Annotated in this window: 19 protein-coding genes; 12 read left to right on the forward strand and 7 right to left on the reverse strand. The window is 36.1% G+C overall.

Features of this window, described 5'->3' with window-relative positions; genetic code table 11:
* Positions 1-140: 140 nt before the first annotated feature.
* Both CLV90_RS05890 and CLV90_RS05895 read right to left on the reverse strand, forming a co-directional pair.
* A complete protein-coding gene (locus CLV90_RS05890; RefSeq protein ID WP_133686548.1) occupies positions 141-1049 on the reverse strand; it encodes a phospholipase A in 909 nt (302 codons plus the stop codon).
* A 51-nt stretch (positions 1050-1100) separates the two neighbouring features.
* Positions 1101-1745, reverse strand: a complete 645-nt coding sequence (locus CLV90_RS05895; protein ID WP_133686549.1) for a DUF1361 domain-containing protein — start codon at positions 1743-1745, stop codon at positions 1101-1103.
* Between the two features lie 135 nt (positions 1746-1880).
* Between CLV90_RS05895 and CLV90_RS05900 the strand changes: the two genes are divergently transcribed.
* Complete coding sequence (locus CLV90_RS05900; protein WP_133686550.1) at positions 1881-2261, forward strand: DUF1801 domain-containing protein; 381 nt, start codon at positions 1881-1883, stop codon at positions 2259-2261.
* Between the two features lie 29 nt (positions 2262-2290).
* On the opposite strand, the gene CLV90_RS05905 is transcribed toward CLV90_RS05900, so the two are convergent.
* The gene (locus CLV90_RS05905; protein WP_133686551.1) at positions 2291-2530 is read right to left on the reverse strand and encodes a hypothetical protein; all 240 of its coding nucleotides are present in this window, start codon (positions 2528-2530) and stop codon (positions 2291-2293) included.
* Between the two features lie 55 nt (positions 2531-2585).
* A complete protein-coding gene (kdsA, locus tag CLV90_RS05910) occupies positions 2586-3404 on the reverse strand; it encodes a 3-deoxy-8-phosphooctulonate synthase (protein ID WP_133686552.1) in 819 nt (272 codons plus the stop codon).
* Between the two features lie 83 nt (positions 3405-3487).
* Between kdsA and CLV90_RS05915 the strand changes: the two genes are divergently transcribed.
* The 6 genes from CLV90_RS05915 (at position 3488) to CLV90_RS05940 (ending at position 9247) form a co-directional block, all read left to right on the forward strand.
* The gene (locus tag CLV90_RS05915; protein ID WP_133686553.1) at positions 3488-4054 is read left to right on the forward strand and encodes a hypothetical protein; all 567 of its coding nucleotides are present in this window, start codon (positions 3488-3490) and stop codon (positions 4052-4054) included.
* 89 nt (positions 4055-4143) lie between these two features.
* The gene (locus tag CLV90_RS05920; RefSeq protein WP_208295098.1) at positions 4144-4725 is read left to right on the forward strand and encodes a hypothetical protein; all 582 of its coding nucleotides are present in this window, start codon (positions 4144-4146) and stop codon (positions 4723-4725) included.
* 52 nt (positions 4726-4777) lie between these two features.
* A complete protein-coding gene (locus CLV90_RS05925; protein WP_133686554.1) occupies positions 4778-5323 on the forward strand; it encodes a hypothetical protein in 546 nt (181 codons plus the stop codon).
* Between the two features lie 105 nt (positions 5324-5428).
* Positions 5429-7231, forward strand: coding sequence for a translational GTPase TypA (gene typA / locus CLV90_RS05930; RefSeq protein ID WP_133686555.1), 1803 nt, complete (start codon positions 5429-5431; stop codon positions 7229-7231).
* Between the two features lie 292 nt (positions 7232-7523).
* Complete coding sequence (locus CLV90_RS05935; protein WP_133686556.1) at positions 7524-8312, forward strand: SDR family NAD(P)-dependent oxidoreductase; 789 nt, start codon at positions 7524-7526, stop codon at positions 8310-8312.
* A gap of 35 nt (positions 8313-8347) precedes the next feature.
* Positions 8348-9247 carry a DUF6503 family protein gene (locus tag CLV90_RS05940; RefSeq protein WP_133686557.1) on the forward strand — a complete coding sequence of 300 codons (900 nt, stop codon included), beginning with the start codon at positions 8348-8350 and terminating at the stop codon, positions 9245-9247.
* An 83-nt stretch (positions 9248-9330) separates the two neighbouring features.
* On the opposite strand, the gene ppgK is transcribed toward CLV90_RS05940, so the two are convergent.
* Positions 9331-10080 (reverse strand): polyphosphate--glucose phosphotransferase, encoded by a 750-nt coding sequence (ppgK, locus tag CLV90_RS05945; RefSeq protein ID WP_133686558.1) that lies wholly within the window; start codon positions 10078-10080, stop codon positions 9331-9333.
* A 139-nt stretch (positions 10081-10219) separates the two neighbouring features.
* A complete protein-coding gene (locus CLV90_RS05950) occupies positions 10220-10525 on the reverse strand; it encodes a hypothetical protein (protein WP_133686559.1) in 306 nt (101 codons plus the stop codon).
* A 216-nt stretch (positions 10526-10741) separates the two neighbouring features.
* Between CLV90_RS05950 and CLV90_RS05955 the strand changes: the two genes are divergently transcribed.
* Positions 10742-13717, forward strand: a complete 2976-nt coding sequence (locus CLV90_RS05955; protein WP_243835271.1) for a PEP/pyruvate-binding domain-containing protein — start codon at positions 10742-10744, stop codon at positions 13715-13717.
* Positions 13717-14979 carry a serine hydrolase gene (locus CLV90_RS05960; protein WP_133686560.1) on the forward strand — a complete coding sequence of 421 codons (1263 nt, stop codon included), beginning with the start codon at positions 13717-13719 and terminating at the stop codon, positions 14977-14979. The genes CLV90_RS05955 and CLV90_RS05960 overlap by 1 nt, the downstream gene beginning before the upstream one ends.
* A 36-nt stretch (positions 14980-15015) precedes the next feature.
* Here CLV90_RS05960 and CLV90_RS05965 read toward each other — a convergent pair whose 3' ends face one another.
* The gene (locus CLV90_RS05965; protein WP_133686561.1) at positions 15016-16494 is read right to left on the reverse strand and encodes a helix-turn-helix domain-containing protein; all 1479 of its coding nucleotides are present in this window, start codon (positions 16492-16494) and stop codon (positions 15016-15018) included.
* A gap of 127 nt (positions 16495-16621) precedes the next feature.
* Here CLV90_RS05965 and aceB point away from each other — a divergent pair, with 127 nt between their 5' ends.
* The 3 genes from aceB to CLV90_RS05980 all read left to right on the forward strand — a co-directional run bounded on the left by aceB (position 16622) and on the right by CLV90_RS05980 (position 20637).
* The gene (gene aceB, locus CLV90_RS05970; RefSeq protein WP_133686562.1) at positions 16622-18220 is read left to right on the forward strand and encodes a malate synthase A; all 1599 of its coding nucleotides are present in this window, start codon (positions 16622-16624) and stop codon (positions 18218-18220) included.
* Positions 18221-18292: 72 nt separating this feature from the next.
* A complete protein-coding gene (locus CLV90_RS05975; protein ID WP_133686563.1) occupies positions 18293-19924 on the forward strand; it encodes an isocitrate lyase in 1632 nt (543 codons plus the stop codon).
* A 149-nt stretch (positions 19925-20073) separates the two neighbouring features.
* On the forward strand, positions 20074-20637 hold the full coding sequence (locus CLV90_RS05980; RefSeq protein ID WP_133686564.1) for a TetR/AcrR family transcriptional regulator: 564 nt from the start codon (positions 20074-20076) through the stop codon (positions 20635-20637).
* Positions 20638-20672 lie beyond the last annotated feature (35 nt).

A 20672-nucleotide genomic window follows, 5' to 3' on the forward strand; every position in this document is an offset into this window, starting at 1 on the left:
ATTTTATTTTTAAAATTTAATATAAGTTTCTACATAAAACATACAAGTAAAAAGTATTGGAAAAATAGATAATATGTGTTCATTTTTCATTGAATTATATGTAAAAGTTTAAGCTAGGATTTTTCTAGAATTATAAACCCTTAATTGATCAACGAAACCCCAATACCAAATGTAGTTTGTCTGTGGTTATAATCAATAAGTGTTTCGCCGTAGCCATCAAATAATTGAAAATGACCATTGAAATTTTCGAAAATAGGGAAAGACCAATTGAGTTGTAAGCTCCCACGACTTTTATCTCCCAAATTCAAAGAATGTCTGGCAATGGCTCTAAAACGTTGTCTACCCCAATCATATGTGATATCAGCTTCACCACGCCCTATATAGTCAGATATATTTTCGTTGTCATCAATCTTACTTCCAATACGAATCCAAGGTTTTAGCATTACCTGCCAGTTTCCTTTTTCAAATCCGGCATGAAAAGCAATACGGTTCCAGCTTCTGGAAATGGGGTCTGACTGTCCGTTAGATTCATGAATAATAGCTGCGCCGATCATTTTGGTCTCAAAGCCCAAAATGGGAAACTTAATGGGAAAGTTGGCTATGATTTCTGGTTGATAATTCAATTCTCGAAATGGTCTTGAACGCTCCGAATTATAAATTTGCCAATAAGCGGTCTGCGAATAGCCCATCCAAAGGTCCATTTTGCCATCGAACATACCATGAAAAATCTTGGTTTTTAGACTGATTTGAAACTTTGATTCCACAGCATTTAAACTGCTGGGTTCATCTAAAACTTTATCTGAATTTTCTGCAACCGGAAATTCATTGGGGTTGGTAGAAAATTTTGCGGCAGTTATATAAATAGGTTTATAAGAAGTAAGAATGAACGTACCACGTTGGTGCTCATCATCGAGCTCCCATAATTCGCTTAAGCTTTTACTGTTGTTGAAATACCACTTGTCATCTTCGCTGTCTTGAGCAAAAACTTTACAATTTGAAAACAGTAAGATTATAAGTAAAACTCCTATTGTTAATGAATGCCTGCCCATATGTTTTAATTAAGCAGCAAAAATAATCATTAAGCAATAGAACAGGTAGAATTATCTACTTCCTCTCAAATAGGGTTTTAAAACCCAAAAAGATATCCAGATGAAAGCTCCAAAACCAATAATCCACAACCAAGCGTTCCAAAGTAAGAGTGATTTAAATATGCATTGCATAAGTAGTTGTGGTCTGGCAATAATATCCCAAGAGTTAAAACGTAGAAAACGACCAAGGAATATTCCAAAACCACTTAATAAGGAAACACCCAATAACATCATATTAGCAAGAAAAGGATGGTTGTGTTTGCGTAAATATGAGAACACGTCTATCATAGATAAAACGCCTAACAATAAACCGCTAAGAGCAAAAATGAAAAGCATGAGCATATCTAACCAAATGGTAGCTGCCGAGTTGTCTAAGTGAATGAGGTCTGTGATGATATACGGACTATTTGGTAAGAACAATACCCAAAGAAAGAATAAGGAATATCGCAATATTTTAGATTGCCCCAAACGCACATTTGCCATTAACTGCCTAGATACAAAAAGGGGAATTGCTGCCAAGAACAAATTCCAGAACATGAACAGGAAATCTGTGGTACCGGAAATGTAAATCCTATAGGCTAATAATACTCCGGCTAAGGTTGTGAGTTGAATAATTCTATTTTGAAATATAGAACTTCTTGTAGCAATTAGATTCATGGTAATGAGTGATTTGGGGTCTTATCAATAACGATATTGAATTGAAAATATTGTAAGAAAATTCCTTAATTTTTATGATTTAAAACCTTTTAGGAATGGGGTGATAATGAACCTATATTTTGTATTTTTAGTATCATGAAACCAGCAGAAGACTATATTTTCAATCAGCCAGAACCCTACAGAGGAATTTTAATGCATCTGCAAATGATGATTGAAACCACTTTGCCCGAGATTGAACTGAAATTCAAATGGAATATACCCTGTTTTTATATCGGTAAATCTCCCATTTGTTATTTGAATGCATCGCACAAAAAAAAGTTTGTAGATATCGCTTTTTGGAACTCTGCACACCTTACAAAACATTTGAACGTACTAATTTCTGAAAATAGAAAAGTAGTGCGTTCATTGCGTTACGCTACACTAGAAGATATTGATAACGATATTTTAGTGGATGTTTTACAGGATGCTTATGCTGTTCGTAAGAACGGGTTTTATAAGCAGAAAGATTTGCTTTGATTATTAATGTTAATACGGATAAAACTTACTTATTCTTTTTCACGAACAATTACAAAGTATATCACATAGAGCCAGCCTAATATTCCGTGTAATAATGCGTAAAGAATTGACTTATTCCTATCCCACGAAACGACAATTGCAATTGCGCTTCCAATTCCAATACCGTTATTAACTGCAGTTTGCGTTATACCTGTACTTCCTGTTTGTTGACTAAAACATTCTATAGAAAACAATAGTAAGATAACTAAAGTTAGTTTTATTTTATCCATCGTATTTTTTCAATTATCAATATTTTTCTAATTAAATGCAATAAATAGTCAAGATTTAAAACTCATTAATAACAGCTCTCAAGGCTACTAAATCTGTCAATAGTTTTTTCATCAATCCTAAATCTAGCATATTGGCTCCGTCACTTTTTGCATTCGCACAATCGAAATGTGTTTCTATAAAGAGTCCGTCTACGCCTGCCGCAACACCTGCACGTGCCATAGTACCAATTAAAGCTGGTCTACCACCTGTTACGCCAGATGTTTGATTGGGTTGTTGCAAAGAATGCGTAACATCTAAAACAACAGGTGCAAATTGCTTCATGGTAGGTACACCTCTAAAATCTACGATCATATCTTGGTAACCGAACATGGTGCCACGGTCGGTAATAATCGCTTGTTGGTTTCCGGTTTCGGTAACTTTATTTACGGCATGCTTCATACTTTCAGGACTCATAAACTGTCCTTTTTTAATGTTGACCGTTTTTCCTGTTTCAGCAGCGGCAACAACTAAATCTGTTTGGCGTGCTAAAAATGCAGGAATTTGAAGTACATCTACATATTCTGCAGCCATGGCAGCATCTTGTTCTGTATGTATATCGGTTACCGTTGGTACTTTGAATGTTTCAGAAACTTTACGTAGAATCTTTAGTGCCTTTTCATCTCCAATACCCGTAAATGAATCTAAACGACTACGATTTGCTTTTTTAAAACTTCCTTTAAATACATAAGGTATTTTAAGCTCGTCGGTTATGGTAATTATATGCTCTGCAATGCGCATAGCCATGTCTTCCCCTTCAATGGCGCAAGGTCCAGATAGAAGAAAAAAGTTATTACTGTCGGTATGTTTTATCTGGGGTATAAGCGATAGGTTCATTCGTCGAATATTTTTAAACAAAGATACTATTTTAAGAAGCTTACTGTTCTTTTAAGATAAGATTGTCGAAACCCCAAATTGAAATGAACATCAAACCGTTTCTAATTATAGTTTTACTAGTGTTTATTACTGTTAATGTCAATGCCCAGTTTGGTAAAAACTGCGAGTTAAGACAAGTGAAGATCAATCTAATTAATCCCGGTCTTGAGTATGAAATGGCTTTGGGCATCAATACAACCCTTGATATTAAAGCTGGAATTCAAGTGGCTTTAGATCCTCTTTTGCAAGATGTGTATAGTGAATTTGGAGTGTTTCCTGCCGTAGCAGGTCAATATCGGTACTATTATAATTTTGAAAAACGTCAGCGTAAAAGAAAACAGATATATGGCAACTCTGCAAATTATGTGGCACCTGCTGTAGCGGTTTTCTTTCCGGGTTCGCGAACTATTGCCAATGATAATGTAGAAGGCGCATTTGGTTATGCAGGTTTGGTGACGGGTATACAACGCAGTTTTGATTCCGGATTCAACTTTTCTGTAGATGTCGGTGCGGCGTATTATGACGGGCAGTTCGAAGGCGGAATCTATCCGGTGGCGAACTTAAGCATTGGCTTTATCATTAGTGAAAAACGATGGTGTGTAGGTCGTTAATTTCGTAAGTATTTTCTTAATATTTCTATAAATCAGGTGGGTACCTTTTTATAAACATGTAGTTTTAAATGCAACTTCAATCTAAACAAATGAGAAAAATTACACTTTTTGCATTTCTATTATTCGTTCATTTTGGGTTCTCTCAAATTAAGGGCATAGCCGAAAAAGGTTCTGGTATCGTTAACCTAGAAAAGCATCAATTCAAGTTCGACCTTTTTAATCCGGGTATAAGCTACGAATTTGGCATCTTTAGAAATCAATCTGTTTCAGTAGATGTTGGTTTGGGTGCTGCTACTTATGGCGAAGGGTATGCGTATGGCTTAGCCTTAAATAATAGATACCGTTATTATCATAATTTTCAAAGGCGTATTGATCGCGACAAAAATGTATCGGGTAATTCTGGTAACTATATTGCCGCGGCACAGGCCATTTTCTTTTCACAATTACGCCTTTCTACAAATATTGAAGGACCGAGCGATTTTAATTTAGGGTTCTATGGTATGGTATATGGCGTTCAGCGTACATACCCAAAAGGCTTCAATTTCAACGCAGAGTTGGGCGCAGGGTTTTATAAAGGCGATGGTATACCAGATGGTTATGGTCCGCTAGTGAATTTTAAATTTGGTTGGGTAGCAACAAAACGAAAATCTACAAAACCGGTTTTTGATTAAACTGGTCTAATAGTTGATATACATCCCCAATAAAATCAAACCAACTAAAATCATGAAAAAAATCACCCTTCTTTCCGTTATTATTTTTTCCGCTTTCTACATGAATGCACAATCTGGTCAATTAGTAGAAGACGGACTCTTTAAAGCTAATTTATTAGCGCCAGGGGTTTCATACGAACTGGGTATTGGTGCTAAGACAACATTAAATTTAGAGGCTTTTTTAGGTTTTGCACTTAATGGAGGGTCAGGTAGAGATACCAATTTTGGATTATATCCTGGCTTGGAAGCAGATGTTAGGCAGTACATCAATTTTGATAGAAGGCTTAGAAAAGGTAAAAATATATCAGGTAACACAGGTAACTATATTAGTTTTTTAAATCAATTTCAATTCGGGACACCTATTATTGGTGATTTAGAATACACATCAGACTACTATTATAACGCTGCGTTAGTGTATGGTTTACAGCGTACTTATAAGAAAGGATTCTACTTTAGCCTGGCTTTCGGACCAGGTGTTTTTGTGAATGAATTTAATACAGATGCGGGTATTTTAATTGATGCTAGACTTGGTTGGGTTATTGGTGGTAGAAAAAAGTAAGATTTGTATTATGGAACTCTCTCAAAATCAATAAGATAAAAATAACATAAGTTTAAGTGCAGCTATCATTATTTAAAGTATCTTTGCACGCTTAAATAAGACCTTATGTCCACTACTACAAAAAATATTGCGATCATTGCGCACGTTGACCACGGTAAGACCACCTTGGTAGACAAAATAATGTACCACTGTAGCTTGTTTCGTGAAAACGAGAATACAGGTGATTTAATTTTGGATAATAACGATTTGGAGAGAGAACGTGGTATTACCATTACTTCCAAAAACGTTTCCGTTATATATAAGGATACTAAAATAAATATTATTGATACTCCTGGTCACGCCGATTTCGGTGGTGAAGTTGAGCGTGTATTGAATATGGCAGATGGTGTTTTGTTATTGGTTGATGCCTTTGAAGGGCCTATGCCACAAACACGTTTTGTACTTCAAAAAGCGATCGATCTTGGTTTAAAGCCTTGTTTGGTAATCAATAAAGTAGATAAAGAAAACTGTACTCCAGAAGAAGTACATGAAAAAGTTTTCGATCTTATGTTCGAACTTGGTGCTGAAGAGTGGCAGTTAGATTTCCCTACAGTGTACGGTTCTGCAAAGAACAATTGGATGAGTGATGATTGGAAAAACGAAACTACCAACATTGAGCCATTATTAGATATGGTTATTGAGCATATTCCTGTTTTCGAACCAAAAGAAGGGAATACTCAAATGTTGATCACTTCTTTAGATTTCTCTTCATTTACTGGTAGAATTGCTATTGGTAGATTGCAAAGAGGTACTTTAAAAGAAGGACAACAAATTTCTTTGGTAAAACGCGATGGTAGTATCGTAAAATCTAAAATCAAGGAGCTTTATGTTTTCGAAGGTTTAGGTCGTAAGAAGGTTGAAGCTGTTGCAACGGGAGATATCTGTGCTCTAGTGGGTGTTGAAGGTTTCGAAATTGGCGATACTGTTGCTGATTTAGAAAATCCTGAAGCATTAAAGACCATTACAATTGATGAACCTACAATGAGTATGTTGTTTACTATTAACGACAGTCCATTTTTTGGTCAAGATGGTAAATTTGTTACTTCTAGACATATTAAAGATCGTTTGGCTAGAGAATTAGAAAAGAACCTTGCCTTACGTGTTAATCCAACGGATAGTGCTGATAAGTTTTTAGTATTTGGTCGTGGTGTATTACACCTTTCGGTACTTATTGAAACAATGCGTCGTGAGGGTTATGAATTACAAATTGGTCAGCCACAAGTAATTATCAAAGAAATTGATGGTGTAAAATGCGAGCCTATCGAGCATTTAACTATTGATTTACCTGAAGAAGTTTCTGGTAGAGCTGTTGAAATGGTATCCATCCGTAAAGGTGAGATGACTAAAATGGAGGCTAAGGGTGCGCGTATGTTATGTGAGTTCCAAATTCCATCACGTGGTATTATCGGTCTTCGTAACCAATTATTAACCGCTACCGCTGGTGAGGCTATTATGGCACACCGTTTTTTAGAGTATCAGCCAATGAAAGGTGATATTCCTCAAAGACAGAATGGTTCGTTAGTTTCCATGGAAAAAGGTAAAGCAATTCCTTATTCTATTGATAAATTACAAGATCGTGGTAAGTTCTTCGTTGATCCAGGAGAAGATATTTACGAAGGTCAGGTTATCGGTGAAAACTCTCGTGGAGATGATATGACCGTTAACATTACAAAAACTAAAAAAATGTCTAACGTTCGTTCTTCTGGTGCTGATGATAAAGCTAAAATTGTTCCGGCAATTAAGTTTTCTTTAGAAGAAGCATTAGAATACATTCAAAAAGATGAGTATGTTGAGGTTACACCAAAACATTTACGTTTACGTAAAATCTATTTGACTGAAAATGATCGTAAGAGAAATAAAATAGCATAAATAATAGAGCCCCTTTTTAGGGGCTTTTTTATGCTTTATAGAATTTTAGCCACCCAATTGGGTGGCTTTTTTGATTCTCATGGCTAACTATTGATTTGTAGTCCTCTATATATTTTGAATTTCAGGTATGTAAATGGTGTATAAGGATCTAATGGTTAAGAAAAATGCAATAAATTAGGATAGATTTTCCTACTTCGTTAATAATATAGCTATCCTTCGTTTTTCTTCGTTTTCACATTGAATTTTATTTAATTTAAAGTGGAATTTAAACGCAACTCAAACGAACACTATTATGCAACTAAAAGGTAAAAATGTACTTATTACGGGTGGTACTCGTGGTATCGGAAAATGTATGGTTCAAGAACTTATAAATGGCGGAGTAACCAATATTGCCGTTATTGCTCGTGATAAACAGAACCTAAAACAACTCTCAGAAGAATATCCAGAAGTAACATTTATAAGAATTGCAGGCGATGTAGCCAATATTGAAGTTTTACAAGATGCTGCTGCACGTATAGAAGATAAATGGGGACATTTAGATATCCTTATTAATAATGCGGGTATCGTAGCTGCGGGTCCTTTAGAGGATATTCAAGATGAAGATCTGTATGATCAAGTTGCTGTTAACCTTACGGCAGTAATGCTATTGACCAAGTATTGCATTCCATTAATGAAATTTTCTGAAGATGCATATATTTTAAATATTTCATCAGGATTGGGATTAATTGGGATGCCATTCTATGCAGTTTACGGTAGCACAAAAGCGGCTATTCGTCAGTTTTCAGATTCTATGCGTAGAGAATTGGCACCCTTTAAAGTGTCTGTTACATGTGCTTTTCCAACTGCTACAGATACCGAAATGATGCAAAAATTTAAAGGTAGAAAGATGGATGCACCTGAGTATGTGGCCCAACGTTCTTTAGAAGGGTTATTTAATAAGGAGATTCAAGTTATTTTTGGTGGTGATGACCGACTTAAAGAAAATACCTTAAATTTTGAGGCACCGGCAGAGTTAGATAAGCAGGTAGCCGAGAATTACGAGGAACGTAAAATGGCTAGTTTAGATCATAAAGCCGTGTGATCAAAATTAGGAAATAAATAAAGCGGCACACAACTATGAAATTACTTTACAAATTTTCGCTTTTATCATTATTTGCAGTTATTGTATCCTGTAAAGAAACTCCTAAAAAAACAACTGAAACCGCTAAAGAAGTGGTGGCTGAAACTAATGTAATTGCTTATCCAGATTCTTGGGTGTCTTCTAGAGTTTCCAAAACAAAAGATAGACTAAACACTTCAGATGCAGGAAAAGTAATTTGGAATGCAATGGAAGCTCATGGCGGATTGGATACTTGGTACTCGAACGGACCGATAACTTTTCGTTTCAATTATCAGCCTCTAGATGGTAAAACAGCTAGAGATAGTTACCAAACCGTTGATACGTGGAGCAACAGATCTGTGCATACCAGTGCTACCGATAGTTCTGCGAAATTTGGTTGGACAGGTGAACAAGCCTGGATAATGGCTAAAGATAGTACTGCATTTGCGTATGACACTAAGTTCTGGGCCCTAACTCCATTATGGTTTGTTGGGCATCCGTTTGTTTTGAGTGGTGAAGGGGTGAACTTAGAGTTGCTCGATGCTGAGAAATTTAAAGGTCAAGATTATAATGTTGTCAAAGTAACTTTTGATGCCGAGACAGGTGATGCACCCGATGATTACTATATTCTTTATGTAAATAAAGAGACAAGCAAAATAGCGGTTATGAGATATATTGTTTCTTACCCTGAGTACTTTAAAGATGGTGGTCATGCTCCGGAAAAATTCACGGAGTTTGTAGGAGAACAGACGGTAGATGGTATTACCATGCCAGGCGGATTTAAAACGTACTGGACGGTTAAAAACAATCAGCCAGGTGATTATATTACTAAAATCGATTTCACTGACATATCCTTTGAAAAAGAATTGCCTAAAGACTTTTTTGATGCTCCTGCAGATGCTAAGATTTTAGATTAGTATTCTTTAAATGGTCAGCACAAAAAAAAATCCCAAAGTTGTCTTTGGGATTTTTTTTAATTTATGTGGTTAATTCACCGTTTCTATTTATTATTTGTCTTGTATAGAGAGGCGACCGCAGCACCTATAATACCGGCATTATTTTGAAGCTCTGCAGCGACAACCTTAGTCTCAATATTGATCTTTGATTTAAACTCTTCAAAATCTTTTGAAGCTCCGCCACCAAGAATAATCAAGTCTGGTGAAACGATCAATTCTACGTATTCTAAAAAAGTATTAAATCTTTTTCCCCATTTTTTATAGGTTAGGCCTTCGCGATCTTTTGCAGACCCTGCTGCCCACTTTTCTATTTTTGAATATTTCTTATAAGGTATCTGACCTAATTCAAAATTTGGGATCAATCTACCATCTAAAAAAGCACCACTACCTAAACCGGTACCAATAGTAATCATTACAACAAAACCTTTTTCTCCTTTACCAATACCATAGTTCATGGTAGCATACCCTGCAGCATCTGCATCGTTGATTACGGTGAAATCTAGTCCGGTTTTCTTTTCTAGCAATTCCTCAACATTTATACCTAACCAGCTTTTATGAAGATTTCCGGTTGCTTTACAGACTCCGTTTTTAATAATTGTTGGAAAACCACAGCCCACTTTACCCTTATAGTCGAAATGGGTAACAATCTGAGCAATTACATCGGTCATTGCCTCTGGTGTTCTTGGTATGGGAGTGACTATTCTAAAACGTTCAGAGATCATTTCTCCTGTTTCCGAATTAACTAACGCTCCTTTAATACCAGAACCACCTACATCAATACCTAGTAAAGTCATTTTATATTTTATTATGGGATTACAAAGAAACGAAAAAGAATCGGCTCTTTGAAGTGCGATTATTATTGTTCGATCTACACTTTAATTACCATTCGTATTTGGGCATAAAAAAAGGACCTAATTAGGTCCTTTCTGTTTTTTACATTGGCATTAGCAATTCGACTATTGTGCTAACTTGAATTTCTTCATCGTCTTCGTCTAGTTCAGAATCAACAATGAATGTGATGGTAAACTGTTTACCAACAAATTTTTGACTGTTTAAATCGAATTCATTCGCAACATCATCTGTAATATCGTTGAACTCTGCAGTGTTCCCTTCATTATCAGAAAAAACATATGCGCCATTAATATAGCCTTCATACGTTCCGTTCATAGTGCTGGTATCTTGACCAAAGGTTGTCAATGAAGAAACTGCAACGAACAATACTATTAAAATTGATTTCATTTTTTTTGCTTGTTAAGTTAAGTATAGATTTTTTTGTCTCAATTTTCAAATCCGTTTTTTGGTCTTGAAAAGTTCTTACAAATGAAATCTAAATAGTTGAATAACGATTTTTTTTATCAATTTATTATGAAACTTTTTTTTAATCTTAAATCGTTGTAGGTCAGTCTTGTATTTTTAATTTATAGTGTTAAAATAATTTGACTTTAACTTGGTGTATTGGTACAATTACATACTACCTTTGGCAAACAAACCAATATTATTCAATTGAAGAACAGTAAATTAAAATCCTTTTTCGGTATACTTTTTACAGCGCTTTTTGCATTTATATATACTTCGCAAGCGCAATCTCCAATAGCTGCAGATAAAATCGAAGCTTTGGTTATTAAATATAAGAACGATATACGTGGACCATATAAAGACATTCGATGGTTTTGTACCGATGGTAGTATACGGCAGCCTAAAGACCCGTGTCCTGATAATATTGGTCCCGGGGTGCAGCATGCCCGTTATAAAGATGAAGTAGTTACATTAGGTAAAAGCAATCATATTTATTTAGGTCAGATTTTGGCTTATACGACTATTGATGAACTTTGGGATACCGACCACAACCATTCTCGTTTAAAACAATATCAGTTAGATAAATATTTGCGTTTGGTCGATGATGGATGGATCAATCAAAAAGGACAGTTTTATAGAGGTTCCGTTCAAGTAGAGGATGAAGAAGCTTGGGGAATCGATTTCTATAAATCAATTTTATCTAAAGATGCTGTCGTTGCCAATAACTTCTATTTTATTCGTCAGTCATTAAAAGATATTCCGCATAACGGTGATGATAATGTAGCACAGCTCATGCGAAGCGAATCTAAAGTGATTTCAGATTTGTTCGTTCCTTTTATGGATCTAAGAACAAAAATTCATAGTCAGCCCGAGAAATCAGATATTCAAAAAGTAATCGATTTTAAAGCTAAAAATCAAAAATCGTTCACTACCGATTTGAATAAAAAGTTAGACGGACTTGTAGCTACAATGAATACGTTTTTTAAACCAGTAGATGTTCAATCATTATTGAATAAATCAAAACTGGTGAAAGGAACAATATTAGGTGATAAGGTACAATCATTTGTAGATGGTAGGGCGAATAATGAAACGCCTTCGTATTCAGTAAATGAAACGGCACAGTTACTTTTAGAAATCAGAGAAGAGTTGCTAACCGAGAAGCGACCTTTAGCACGATTACAATTACTTGATATTTCTTTAAAGTTAGAAGAGCTATTATTTCAAAACGCACCTAATTGGGAACCTACAACTGTAAGCGGACAGTTAGAAAAAATTTGTGCATTGACTACGGCATCAGTGGGTGCAGGATATTTAGAACTGTGGGAATGGGAACAGATTTCTGGTGCCCTTAGTAAATTCAACCAAGATCAATTAAGCTTGGCAGAATTAACGCAGGTATTAGAAACAGCTAGAGCAGCGGTAGAGTGGAGTGCTGCTATGGTAAAAGCGAATTACCAAGAAGTTGTAAATACATATACTACGTTCGAACCAAAGACTTATGCCTTTATCGATGATAGAATTAGAGGTTCGGTAGCATTGCATTTAGGACAAAGCGTTGGGGAATTGGGAGATTTTATTTCAAAAGAATCTGCCTTGACCAATAAAGTTATGGATGTTACCAACCAAAGTACTTTTAGAGGATTGAACCCTGGCTATGCTTTTGGGGAGTTGGTTGTTGTTGATGGCTCGTCTGAAGATGTTGAAGTATCTGCAGATAAAATTTATATTTTTCAACGTTCACCGTCAGATTTAAAACCTGTTGCGGGTATTGCTACTGTAGCTGAAGGGAATATGGTATCGCACGTGCAATTATTGGCACGTAATTTAGGTATACCAAATGCTGCATTATCTGATCAAAATCTTCAGAGTTTAAAAAAGTATAGTGGCGACCGTGTATTCTATGCGGTATCTAATAAAGGAAATGTAATCTTGAAACCAGAATCTCAGATGACGGATCAAGAACGCGGACTATTTATAAAGAAAAAACGTAATACTGATAAGATCGAAGTGCCAGTTGAGAAAATTCAATTATGCAATACCGGTGTTTTGAACATGCGTGATGTTGATGCCAGTGATTCAGGAGCTTTGTGCGGACCAAAAGCGGCTAACTTAGGTCAGTTGAAAAAGATGTTTCCTGAGCAAGTGGTTGAGGGATTGGTGATTCCGTTCGGAATTTTCAGAGATCATATGGATCAGCAAATGCCTGGTGAAAATAACTCGTATTGGGAATATTTGAATGCCATGTTCAAAGAAGCCGAGCGTATGCGAAATGCAGATGTGCCGGAGCCAGAAGTTGAGAATTATCAATTACGTCAATTAGAGACCTTAAGAGGTGCTATTAAAAAAATGCCGTTGAAAGAAGATTTTATGAATCAGCTTGAAACCAAATTCAAATCTGTTCTTGGGTCGGACTTCGGAAAAATACCCGTGTTCCTGCGTAGCGATACCAATATGGAGGATTTGAAGGAGTTTACTGGTGCGGGATTAAACCTGACACTTTTTAATGTATTGGATAAAGAGAAAGTTTTAGAAGGCATAAAAGATGTGTGGGCTTCGCCATATACCGAACGTAGCTTTAAATGGAGACAAGTGTATTTGTTGAATCCTGAGAATGTATTTCCTTCCATTTTGGTGATACCAAGTGTAGATGTAGATTACTCTGGCGTATTAATTACAAAGGGGATTAATTCTGGTAACGACAAAGATTTAACTGTTGCTTTTAGTAGAGGAGCAGGTGGCGCCGTAGATGGTCAGTCCGCAGAAACCTATACGATATATGATGGTAATGGCTATCGTTTATTAGCACCGGCACGCGAGCCAATGTATACTACTTTACCTGTAACTGGCGGAACTGGCAAGAAAGTTGCGACGTTTCAAAACCGGGTGGTAAATGAAAGGAATATGAAAGATATTAAGACCTTGACAAAAACCATTCGAGAGACCTTGCCTAAAGAAACAAATTCAGATTACGAAGGTGCTTATGATGTGGAGCTTGGTTTCAAAGAAGATAAATTATGGTTGTTTCAAATAAGGCCATTCGTTGAGAATAAAAAAGCCTTGAGTTCTGGGTATCTAGAATCCATCACCCCGAAAATTAATACAGAGAAAGAAATCTCTTTAACTACAAAATTATAATGAAGAAAATTATAGTGTTACTAATTGTTGTATTAAGTGCATCTGCATTTACAACATACAAATATTACCCAATTGACGGTTACGAACGTACAGGTATTAAACGTTTAAAGCGTTTAGAGATGATTAAAAACGGAGAGGTCAAAGATGTATCTGTATTACCTGCCGGTGCCATGAAATCGTACAGCGATATTCAATTGAACTTGCTATCAAGAAAGAATGACAGCGCTATGGGATTAATGCAGGTGAACGAAGATTTTCAGAAAGAAATTAGTGCATTGTTCCGAGGATTGGATAAGAGTTATTCCCTTACTGTTTTAGATATTTCTGACCCTGAGAATGTACGTTATGCCGAACGAAATGAGACTGCAGGCTATCAGCCAGGTAGTGTTGGTAAATTGGCGGTCTTATTAGGATTATTTACACAGTTAGAGAAAATTTATCCGGATTCATTCGAAAAAAGAACAGAGCTGCTAAAGAACAAATCTGTAAAAGCTGGAGTTTGGGGATTAACTGATGAACACACCATTCCTATCTACAATATTGAAAAGAATACCTTGGTAAAACGCCAGGTAATTGCTAGCGACGTGTTCTCATTATATGAATGGGCAGATCACATGTTATCTGTAAGTAACAACGGTGCAGCAAGTATTGTTTGGAGAGAGGTATTATTAATGGCGGCATTCGGAGAGAAGTATCCAGATTTGACCCAAGAAGAAGCAGATGCTTATTTTAAAGAAACACCAAGAAAAGACTTGACCGATTTAAGTAATGATGTTGTCAACTTGCCACTGCGTGAGTTAGGTATTACATCAGATGAATGGCGATTGGGTAGTTTTTTCACTAGAGGAGCAAATACCTATGTTGGTGATAAAGGTGGTAGTATAGGTTCACCACAAGGGTTAATGAAATTCTTGGTACAGTTAGAGCAAGGTAAAGTGGTTGATGAAGATTCTAGTTTAGAAATGAAGCGATTAATGTATATGACCGATCGTAGAATTCGTTACGCGCAATCTCCAGCATTGAAAGAGGCAGCTGTGTATTTTAAATCGGGCTCTTTATACAAATGCGATAGAAGCAAAGGGGAGGCATGTGGTAAATATATGGGGAACGTAACTAATTTTATGAACTCGGTTATCATTGTTGAGCATCCAGATAATTGCAGGTATATGGTGGTGCTAATGACAAACGTACTCCGTAAAAACTCCGCCAGTGATCACATGTATTTAGCGGGTAATATTGATAAAATTATACGAAAGGGATAAGTGAATTTACTAAGTAAGGTTTGCAGCTGGGTTTAGTTAGGATTTAAATTTGGCCTGCAACTCTTCTACAATAGATTCCACCTTTTTGTTTTTATCGATTCTATCTAGAACCATAGCAGTGTTTTGACGCTCCTTACAGTTTTTGATAGCACAACGCTCGCAAGTAACTCCGACCTTTTGAGACTTGAATTTTGGGTCATCCAGAAATTTGATTTTGCGTGCAAGTTGTTTGTTCATCAACAGACCAATACTGATACTTCTGTATTGATTATCCTTGAACGGGTCTTTTGTTGCAGAAGAGAAAACAATGTAGCTATTGTCTTCGCCATCATACTCAGAAATTTGACAATCAAATTCATGGTCTTTTTGGCTCATTTTAATATCGTTGAGAACTTTTAACGATACCCAACGGCGGCAATAGTGCTCGTTTGTTTCATTAGCTCTAGGTGAATGTTGATGAGAAAGGTGCAACTCTTTTTTTAAATGGTATTTTTTACTGCCTAATCTGTGTGTAAACCGTAAGAAAAAGAGGTTTTGGATATTGAAGGAATTAGGTAGAATATTTGTAAGACGCTGATAAACCGATTCTGGAGAAGCATTAAAGCCATTTATAAGGGATAAGAATTTCTTGGCATCAAAAGTCTCTTTTGAAAATACCTCTTCTATTTTTGGTACAAGAAGCGTTTTTGGAATTATCAATGCGCCGGCAAAATAAGAGGCGTAAAAATTATTTAGGACTTGGTCAAAATTTTCAAACTTTATCCAAGGAAAAGAATACAGTCTATCTGTGTATGCAAGAAAGTTATAAGCAATTTCTTTGGCGTAAATAAAAGCGCGCTGAGCTTCGTTAATGTCCGCAGATAGTAATAAGGTTTTATTTTCTGGAACAAAAAGAGATCTCAAGTTTTCTAGAGCTTCGTATTTTTCTATTTCTCCGTTGTTAATAATGTATCCATATTCTTCTATTAAAATCTCTTCTAAATCTTTTGAAGAAAGTGTTTTGGATAAATCGATATGGTATGCTTTGGCAAATTTTAAAACTTGCTGCTCTATGTCATCAAAGTAGTTATGGTTGGCTTCTTGGTAAGAGCGTAAAGAAGCAAGGTAAAAGCTTTCTCTACTAAAGCTATAATGCTGTGCTATTTCTATAATGGTACTTATAAAGGCATTGACCTTCGCGGGTGCCGTAGCAACAATATCTATAAGGTCGCTCTCTTTTATGCCGAATAGCTCTAAAGGTATTTCCTTTAAAATTTTTGACCGTAGTAAATCGCCAATAGGTGCCAAATTCTTATCCAGCTTTAATGAGACCATTTGATCGTAAGGCACGTCTAATTTCTCTGCGAGAAGAATTATTTTATCTGGCTTCGGATATTTTTTTCCTTTTTCAATTTCGTTTAAATACGATTTTGATAATCCGCAAATTTTAGATAATCCAAATAAGGACAAATTCTTATCTGTCCGTATTTGCTTGAGTTTTAAGCCGAAAATGAGTTTTATATATTCTTGTTCCATATTGAGATTTTAAAGATACTACATTTTGCGTACATCAGAAAAAAAGTGAATTTTATCTATTTAGCGAACGTTCGCTTGTTTTGTAAAGTATTTTGTTTTATCATTGTGTCAACAAAAACTTTTAATAATGGAAAACACGATTTTAAAACATCCGAAAATTCAGTTCGCAAATCAGGTACATCATTACTATCCTGAGATTCTAACAGACAGTGCTTTAGAATTCCTAACAGCGCTTCATGAGAACTTTAACGACAAAAGATTACAACTACTGAAAAACCGTGAAGTCCAGCAAAAAGTCTTTGATAGTGGTCAGTTTCCCCATTTTCCTAAAGAGACAAAATCTATTCGTGAGGGTGTTTGGACTGCAGGTAAAATCCCGGAAGATTTACAGGATAGAAGGGTAGAAATTACTGGACCGGTAGATCGTAAGATGATCATTAACGCTTTAAATTCCGGAGCTAAAACCTTTATGGCAGATTTGGAGGACAGTAATTCTCCCAGTTGGAAAAATAGTATTGAAGGTCAACAAAATTTAATGGATGCCAATACTAAGACCATTTGTTTAACAGATACTAAAAGAGGGAAATCATACCAATTAAAGGACGAAACGGCAGTGCTTTTGGTACGGCCAAGAGGTCTACACCTTAATGAAAGACATTTATTGGTAAATGATGAAGAGGCTTCAGGAAGTTTGGTAGATTTTGGATTGTATGTTTTTCATAATACCAAAACGATGATGGACAATGGCACGGCACCTTATTTCTATCTGCCAAAATTGGAACATTATACAGAAGCGCGCTGGTGGAACGAGGTTTTTGAATTTGCCCAGGAGTATTTAAACGTGCCTAAAGGTACATTTAAGGCAACTGTTTTGGTAGAAACCATTACCGCTAGCTTTCAATTAGACGAAATCATTTTTGAATTGAAAGATCATATTGTAGGGCTAAACTGCGGCCGTTGGGATTACATATTCTCGTACATTAAAAAGTTTAGAAACCACCCTGGTTTTGTGGTACCCAATAGAGATCAGGTTACAATGACCACTCCGTTTATGGACGCCTACGCAAAATTGGTTGTTCAAAGATGTCATAAGCGTGGCATACTTGCTATTGGCGGTATGGCTGCTCAAATTCCTATCAAGAACGATGATAAGGCAAATGCAGAAGCCTTGGAGAAAGTGCGAAAAGATAAAGAGCGCGAAGTACAAAATGGTCATGATGGTACATGGGTTGCTCACCCTGCTTTGGTTGAGGTAGCCATGAACGAGTTTAATAAGCATATGTCTACACCAAACCAAATGCATGTATTACGTGAAGATGTAATAGTGACGGAGGAAGATCTTGTTGAAATCCCAAGAGGAACTATTACAGAAGCTGGAATAAGGAAAAATATCAATGTGGGTATTTTATATACTGAAGCTTGGTTAAGAGGGCATGGCGCGGTTGCACTTTATAACTTAATGGAAGACGCCGCAACGGCAGAAATTTCTAGAACCCAAGTATGGCAGTGGTTGAAGAATGAAGTCATTCTTGCCGATGGCCGTAAGTTGACTATAGAATTGTATATAGAAATATTCGAAAACGAAGTTGAAAAATTAATAACCGAAGTGGGTGAGGACAACCTGAAAAATAGCAAGTTTGAATTGGCAATACAGCTATTTGATAAACTGGTGGTATCAGATGATTTCGAGGAATTCTTAACCTTACCGGCATACAAATTCATATAAAAAACGATCCTGCCATTGCGGCAACAATGTGCAGGATCTCATTATCAATAATAAATAACGTAGTTCAAAATTATGAAAAATCTAGATCAAAACAAGTACAGTTCGGCATTAGAGACTGTAAGAAACTTAAAGCAAAAGTACGGAGCAACTTGGAATGATATCAACCCAGAAAATGCTGCTAGAATGGTCGCTCAAAATCGTTTTAAAACCGGATTGGATATTGCTAAATATACAGCGGGCATTATGAGAAAAGATATGGCGGAGTATGATGCAGATTCATCTAATTACACACAATCTTTAGGGTGCTGGCACGGGTTTGTGGCACAGCAAAAAATGATTGCAGTGAAGAAACACCACAAAACTACCAGTAAAAAATATTTATACCTTTCTGGGTGGATGGTGGCAGCCTTACGTTCAGAATTCGGACCGTTACCTGATCAGTCTATGCACGAAAAAACAGCGGTTTCCAGTTTAATTGCAGAAATCTATGATTTTTTACGCCAGGCAGATGCTATAGAATTGAACGATTTGTTCAGAAGATTGGAGAATGGGGAAGATGTACAGGATGAAATTGATAATTATGAAACCCATATTGTACCTATAATTGCAGATATAGATGCCGGTTTTGGTAATGAAGAGGCTACTTATTTATTGGCTAAAAAAATGATTCAAGCGGGTGCATGTGCCATTCAAATTGAGAATCAGGTGTCAGATGCTAAGCAATGTGGACACCAAGATGGTAAGGTAACCGTACCTCATGAAGATTTCGTGGCAAAACTAAATGCAGTACGATATGCTTTTATTGAATTGGGAATTGACGATGGGGTAATCGTAGCCAGAACGGATTCTGAAGGTGCGGGACTTACACAAAAGTTGCCGGTAAGTCAAGAGCCTGGTGATTTAGCTTCACAATATTTAGCTTTTGTTGAGGCAGAGGAAATTGCCATTTCAGAGGCTCGTGAAGATGATGTCCTATTAAAAAGGGACGGTAAATTGGTGCGCCCAATTCGCTTGCCTAACGGATTATATAAATTTAGAAACGGCACTAATATAGATAGGGTGGTGTTAGATTGTATTACCAGTTTGCAAAACGGTGCAGATCTTCTTTGGATTGAGACGCCTACGCCTAATGTAAAGCAAATTGCGCATATGGTAAATAGAATTAGAGCGGTAGTACCTAATGCAAAATTGGTATATAATAATTCCCCATCCTTTAATTGGACATTGAATTTCCGTGGGCAGGTATATGATGAAATGCTTGCGGAAGGTGAGAATATGACGGAATATGATAGAAATAATTTAATGGCAGAGGAATATGATACCTCAGAATTGTCTTTCCGTGCAGATATGAAAATTAGAAGTTTTCAAGTAGATGGAGCAAGAGATGCTGGTATTTTCCACCACTTGATTACATTACCGACATATCATACTACAGCGTTACATATGAGCGATCTTACTAAAGGTTATTTTGGTGAAGAAAGTATGTTGGCATACGTAAAAGGTGTACAAAGACAAGAAATCCGTAAAGGTGTTTCTTGTGTAAAACATCAGAGAATGGCTGGGTCTGATCTAGGTGACGATCATAAATCTTTCTTTGCTGGTGATAAGGCATTAAAAGCAGGTGGCGAGAAGAATACGTCTAACCAGTTTGATGCAGGATCTAAAAGCAAAAAGGTAGAAAAAGAAGTAGGAGTGTTATCCTAAAAACAAACTGTACGCCTACTTTTCCTGAAATGGGTCAGCCTCCGGGTTGGCTCATTTTTTTATTTGGTATAGCTATCAAGTACTAAATCAAAGTTAAAAGTTTTTTTATATCAAAGCACTTGCTTAGTTTTGCAGTGTAATTAGAAATAATGGCACGTAAAAAACAATATAACGAAACAGAAGTCATAGAAAAGGCAATGCGCTTATTCTGGCGTAATGGCTATGAAAGTACATCGGTTCGTATGTTAGAGAAAGAAATGGGTATAAACCAATTCTCTATTTATGCCAGTTTTAAAAACAAAGAAGGAGTTTTTTTAGAAAGTATAAAATTCTATAATACCCAATTAAAAAGCATTATCGATACATTAGAAAAATCTAATAATGGTGTGCTTGGTATTAAAGAATATTTTTTAGATTTTCTTGAGTTCTCTAGAGAAGGCGCCATCTTTAAAGGGTGTTTGGTTACCAATACGGTAAACGAAATAAAAGAAGATTCCAACCCCGTAATTATGGCGGCATTAAAACGCTTTTCTTTAAATATTAGAGAGTTGTTTGTAAGGAATTTAAAACAAGACGACGAAAGGGATGTAAAAGAAATAGAAGCACAAGCAGACTATTTAATGAACGCTCTTTTAGGTCTATCGATTTCATCAAAGGTTTTTAATGAAGAGACATTAAAAGGAATTATTGAAATGACATTTTTACACCTGTAGGTTTTTTTTGAACAATAACTAAGCAGTTGCTTAGA

The sequence above is a fragment of the Maribacter spongiicola genome, from assembly GCF_004364165.1.
Taxonomy (GTDB): Bacteria; Bacteroidota; Bacteroidia; order Flavobacteriales; family Flavobacteriaceae; genus Maribacter; species Maribacter spongiicola.

Coding starts and splice junctions, on each gene's coding strand:
- ppgK (WP_133686558.1), bottom strand. CDS start 10,080: ATGACTTTACTAGGTATTGATGTAGGTGGTTCTGGTATTAAAGGAGCG.
- CLV90_RS05980 (WP_133686564.1), top strand. CDS start 20,074: ATGGCACGTAAAAAACAATATAACGAAACAGAAGTCATAGAAAAGGCA.
- CLV90_RS05925 (WP_133686554.1), top strand. CDS start 4,778: ATGAAAAAAATCACCCTTCTTTCCGTTATTATTTTTTCCGCTTTCTAC.
- CLV90_RS05975 (WP_133686563.1), top strand. CDS start 18,293: ATGAAAAATCTAGATCAAAACAAGTACAGTTCGGCATTAGAGACTGTA.
- CLV90_RS05900 (WP_133686550.1), top strand. CDS start 1,881: ATGAAACCAGCAGAAGACTATATTTTCAATCAGCCAGAACCCTACAGA.
- CLV90_RS05960 (WP_133686560.1), top strand. CDS start 13,717: ATGAAGAAAATTATAGTGTTACTAATTGTTGTATTAAGTGCATCTGCA.
- aceB (WP_133686562.1), top strand. CDS start 16,622: ATGGAAAACACGATTTTAAAACATCCGAAAATTCAGTTCGCAAATCAG.
- CLV90_RS05915 (WP_133686553.1), top strand. CDS start 3,488: ATGAACATCAAACCGTTTCTAATTATAGTTTTACTAGTGTTTATTACT.
- typA (WP_133686555.1), top strand. CDS start 5,429: ATGTCCACTACTACAAAAAATATTGCGATCATTGCGCACGTTGACCAC.
- CLV90_RS05965 (WP_133686561.1), bottom strand. CDS start 16,494: ATGGAACAAGAATATATAAAACTCATTTTCGGCTTAAAACTCAAGCAA.
- CLV90_RS05935 (WP_133686556.1), top strand. CDS start 7,524: ATGCAACTAAAAGGTAAAAATGTACTTATTACGGGTGGTACTCGTGGT.
- CLV90_RS05905 (WP_133686551.1), bottom strand. CDS start 2,530: ATGGATAAAATAAAACTAACTTTAGTTATCTTACTATTGTTTTCTATA.
- CLV90_RS05895 (WP_133686549.1), bottom strand. CDS start 1,745: ATGAATCTAATTGCTACAAGAAGTTCTATATTTCAAAATAGAATTATT.
- CLV90_RS05890 (WP_133686548.1), bottom strand. CDS start 1,049: ATGGGCAGGCATTCATTAACAATAGGAGTTTTACTTATAATCTTACTG.
- kdsA (WP_133686552.1), bottom strand. CDS start 3,404: ATGAACCTATCGCTTATACCCCAGATAAAACATACCGACAGTAATAAC.
- CLV90_RS05920 (WP_208295098.1), top strand. CDS start 4,144: ATGAGAAAAATTACACTTTTTGCATTTCTATTATTCGTTCATTTTGGG.
- CLV90_RS05940 (WP_133686557.1), top strand. CDS start 8,348: ATGAAATTACTTTACAAATTTTCGCTTTTATCATTATTTGCAGTTATT.
- CLV90_RS05950 (WP_133686559.1), bottom strand. CDS start 10,525: ATGAAATCAATTTTAATAGTATTGTTCGTTGCAGTTTCTTCATTGACA.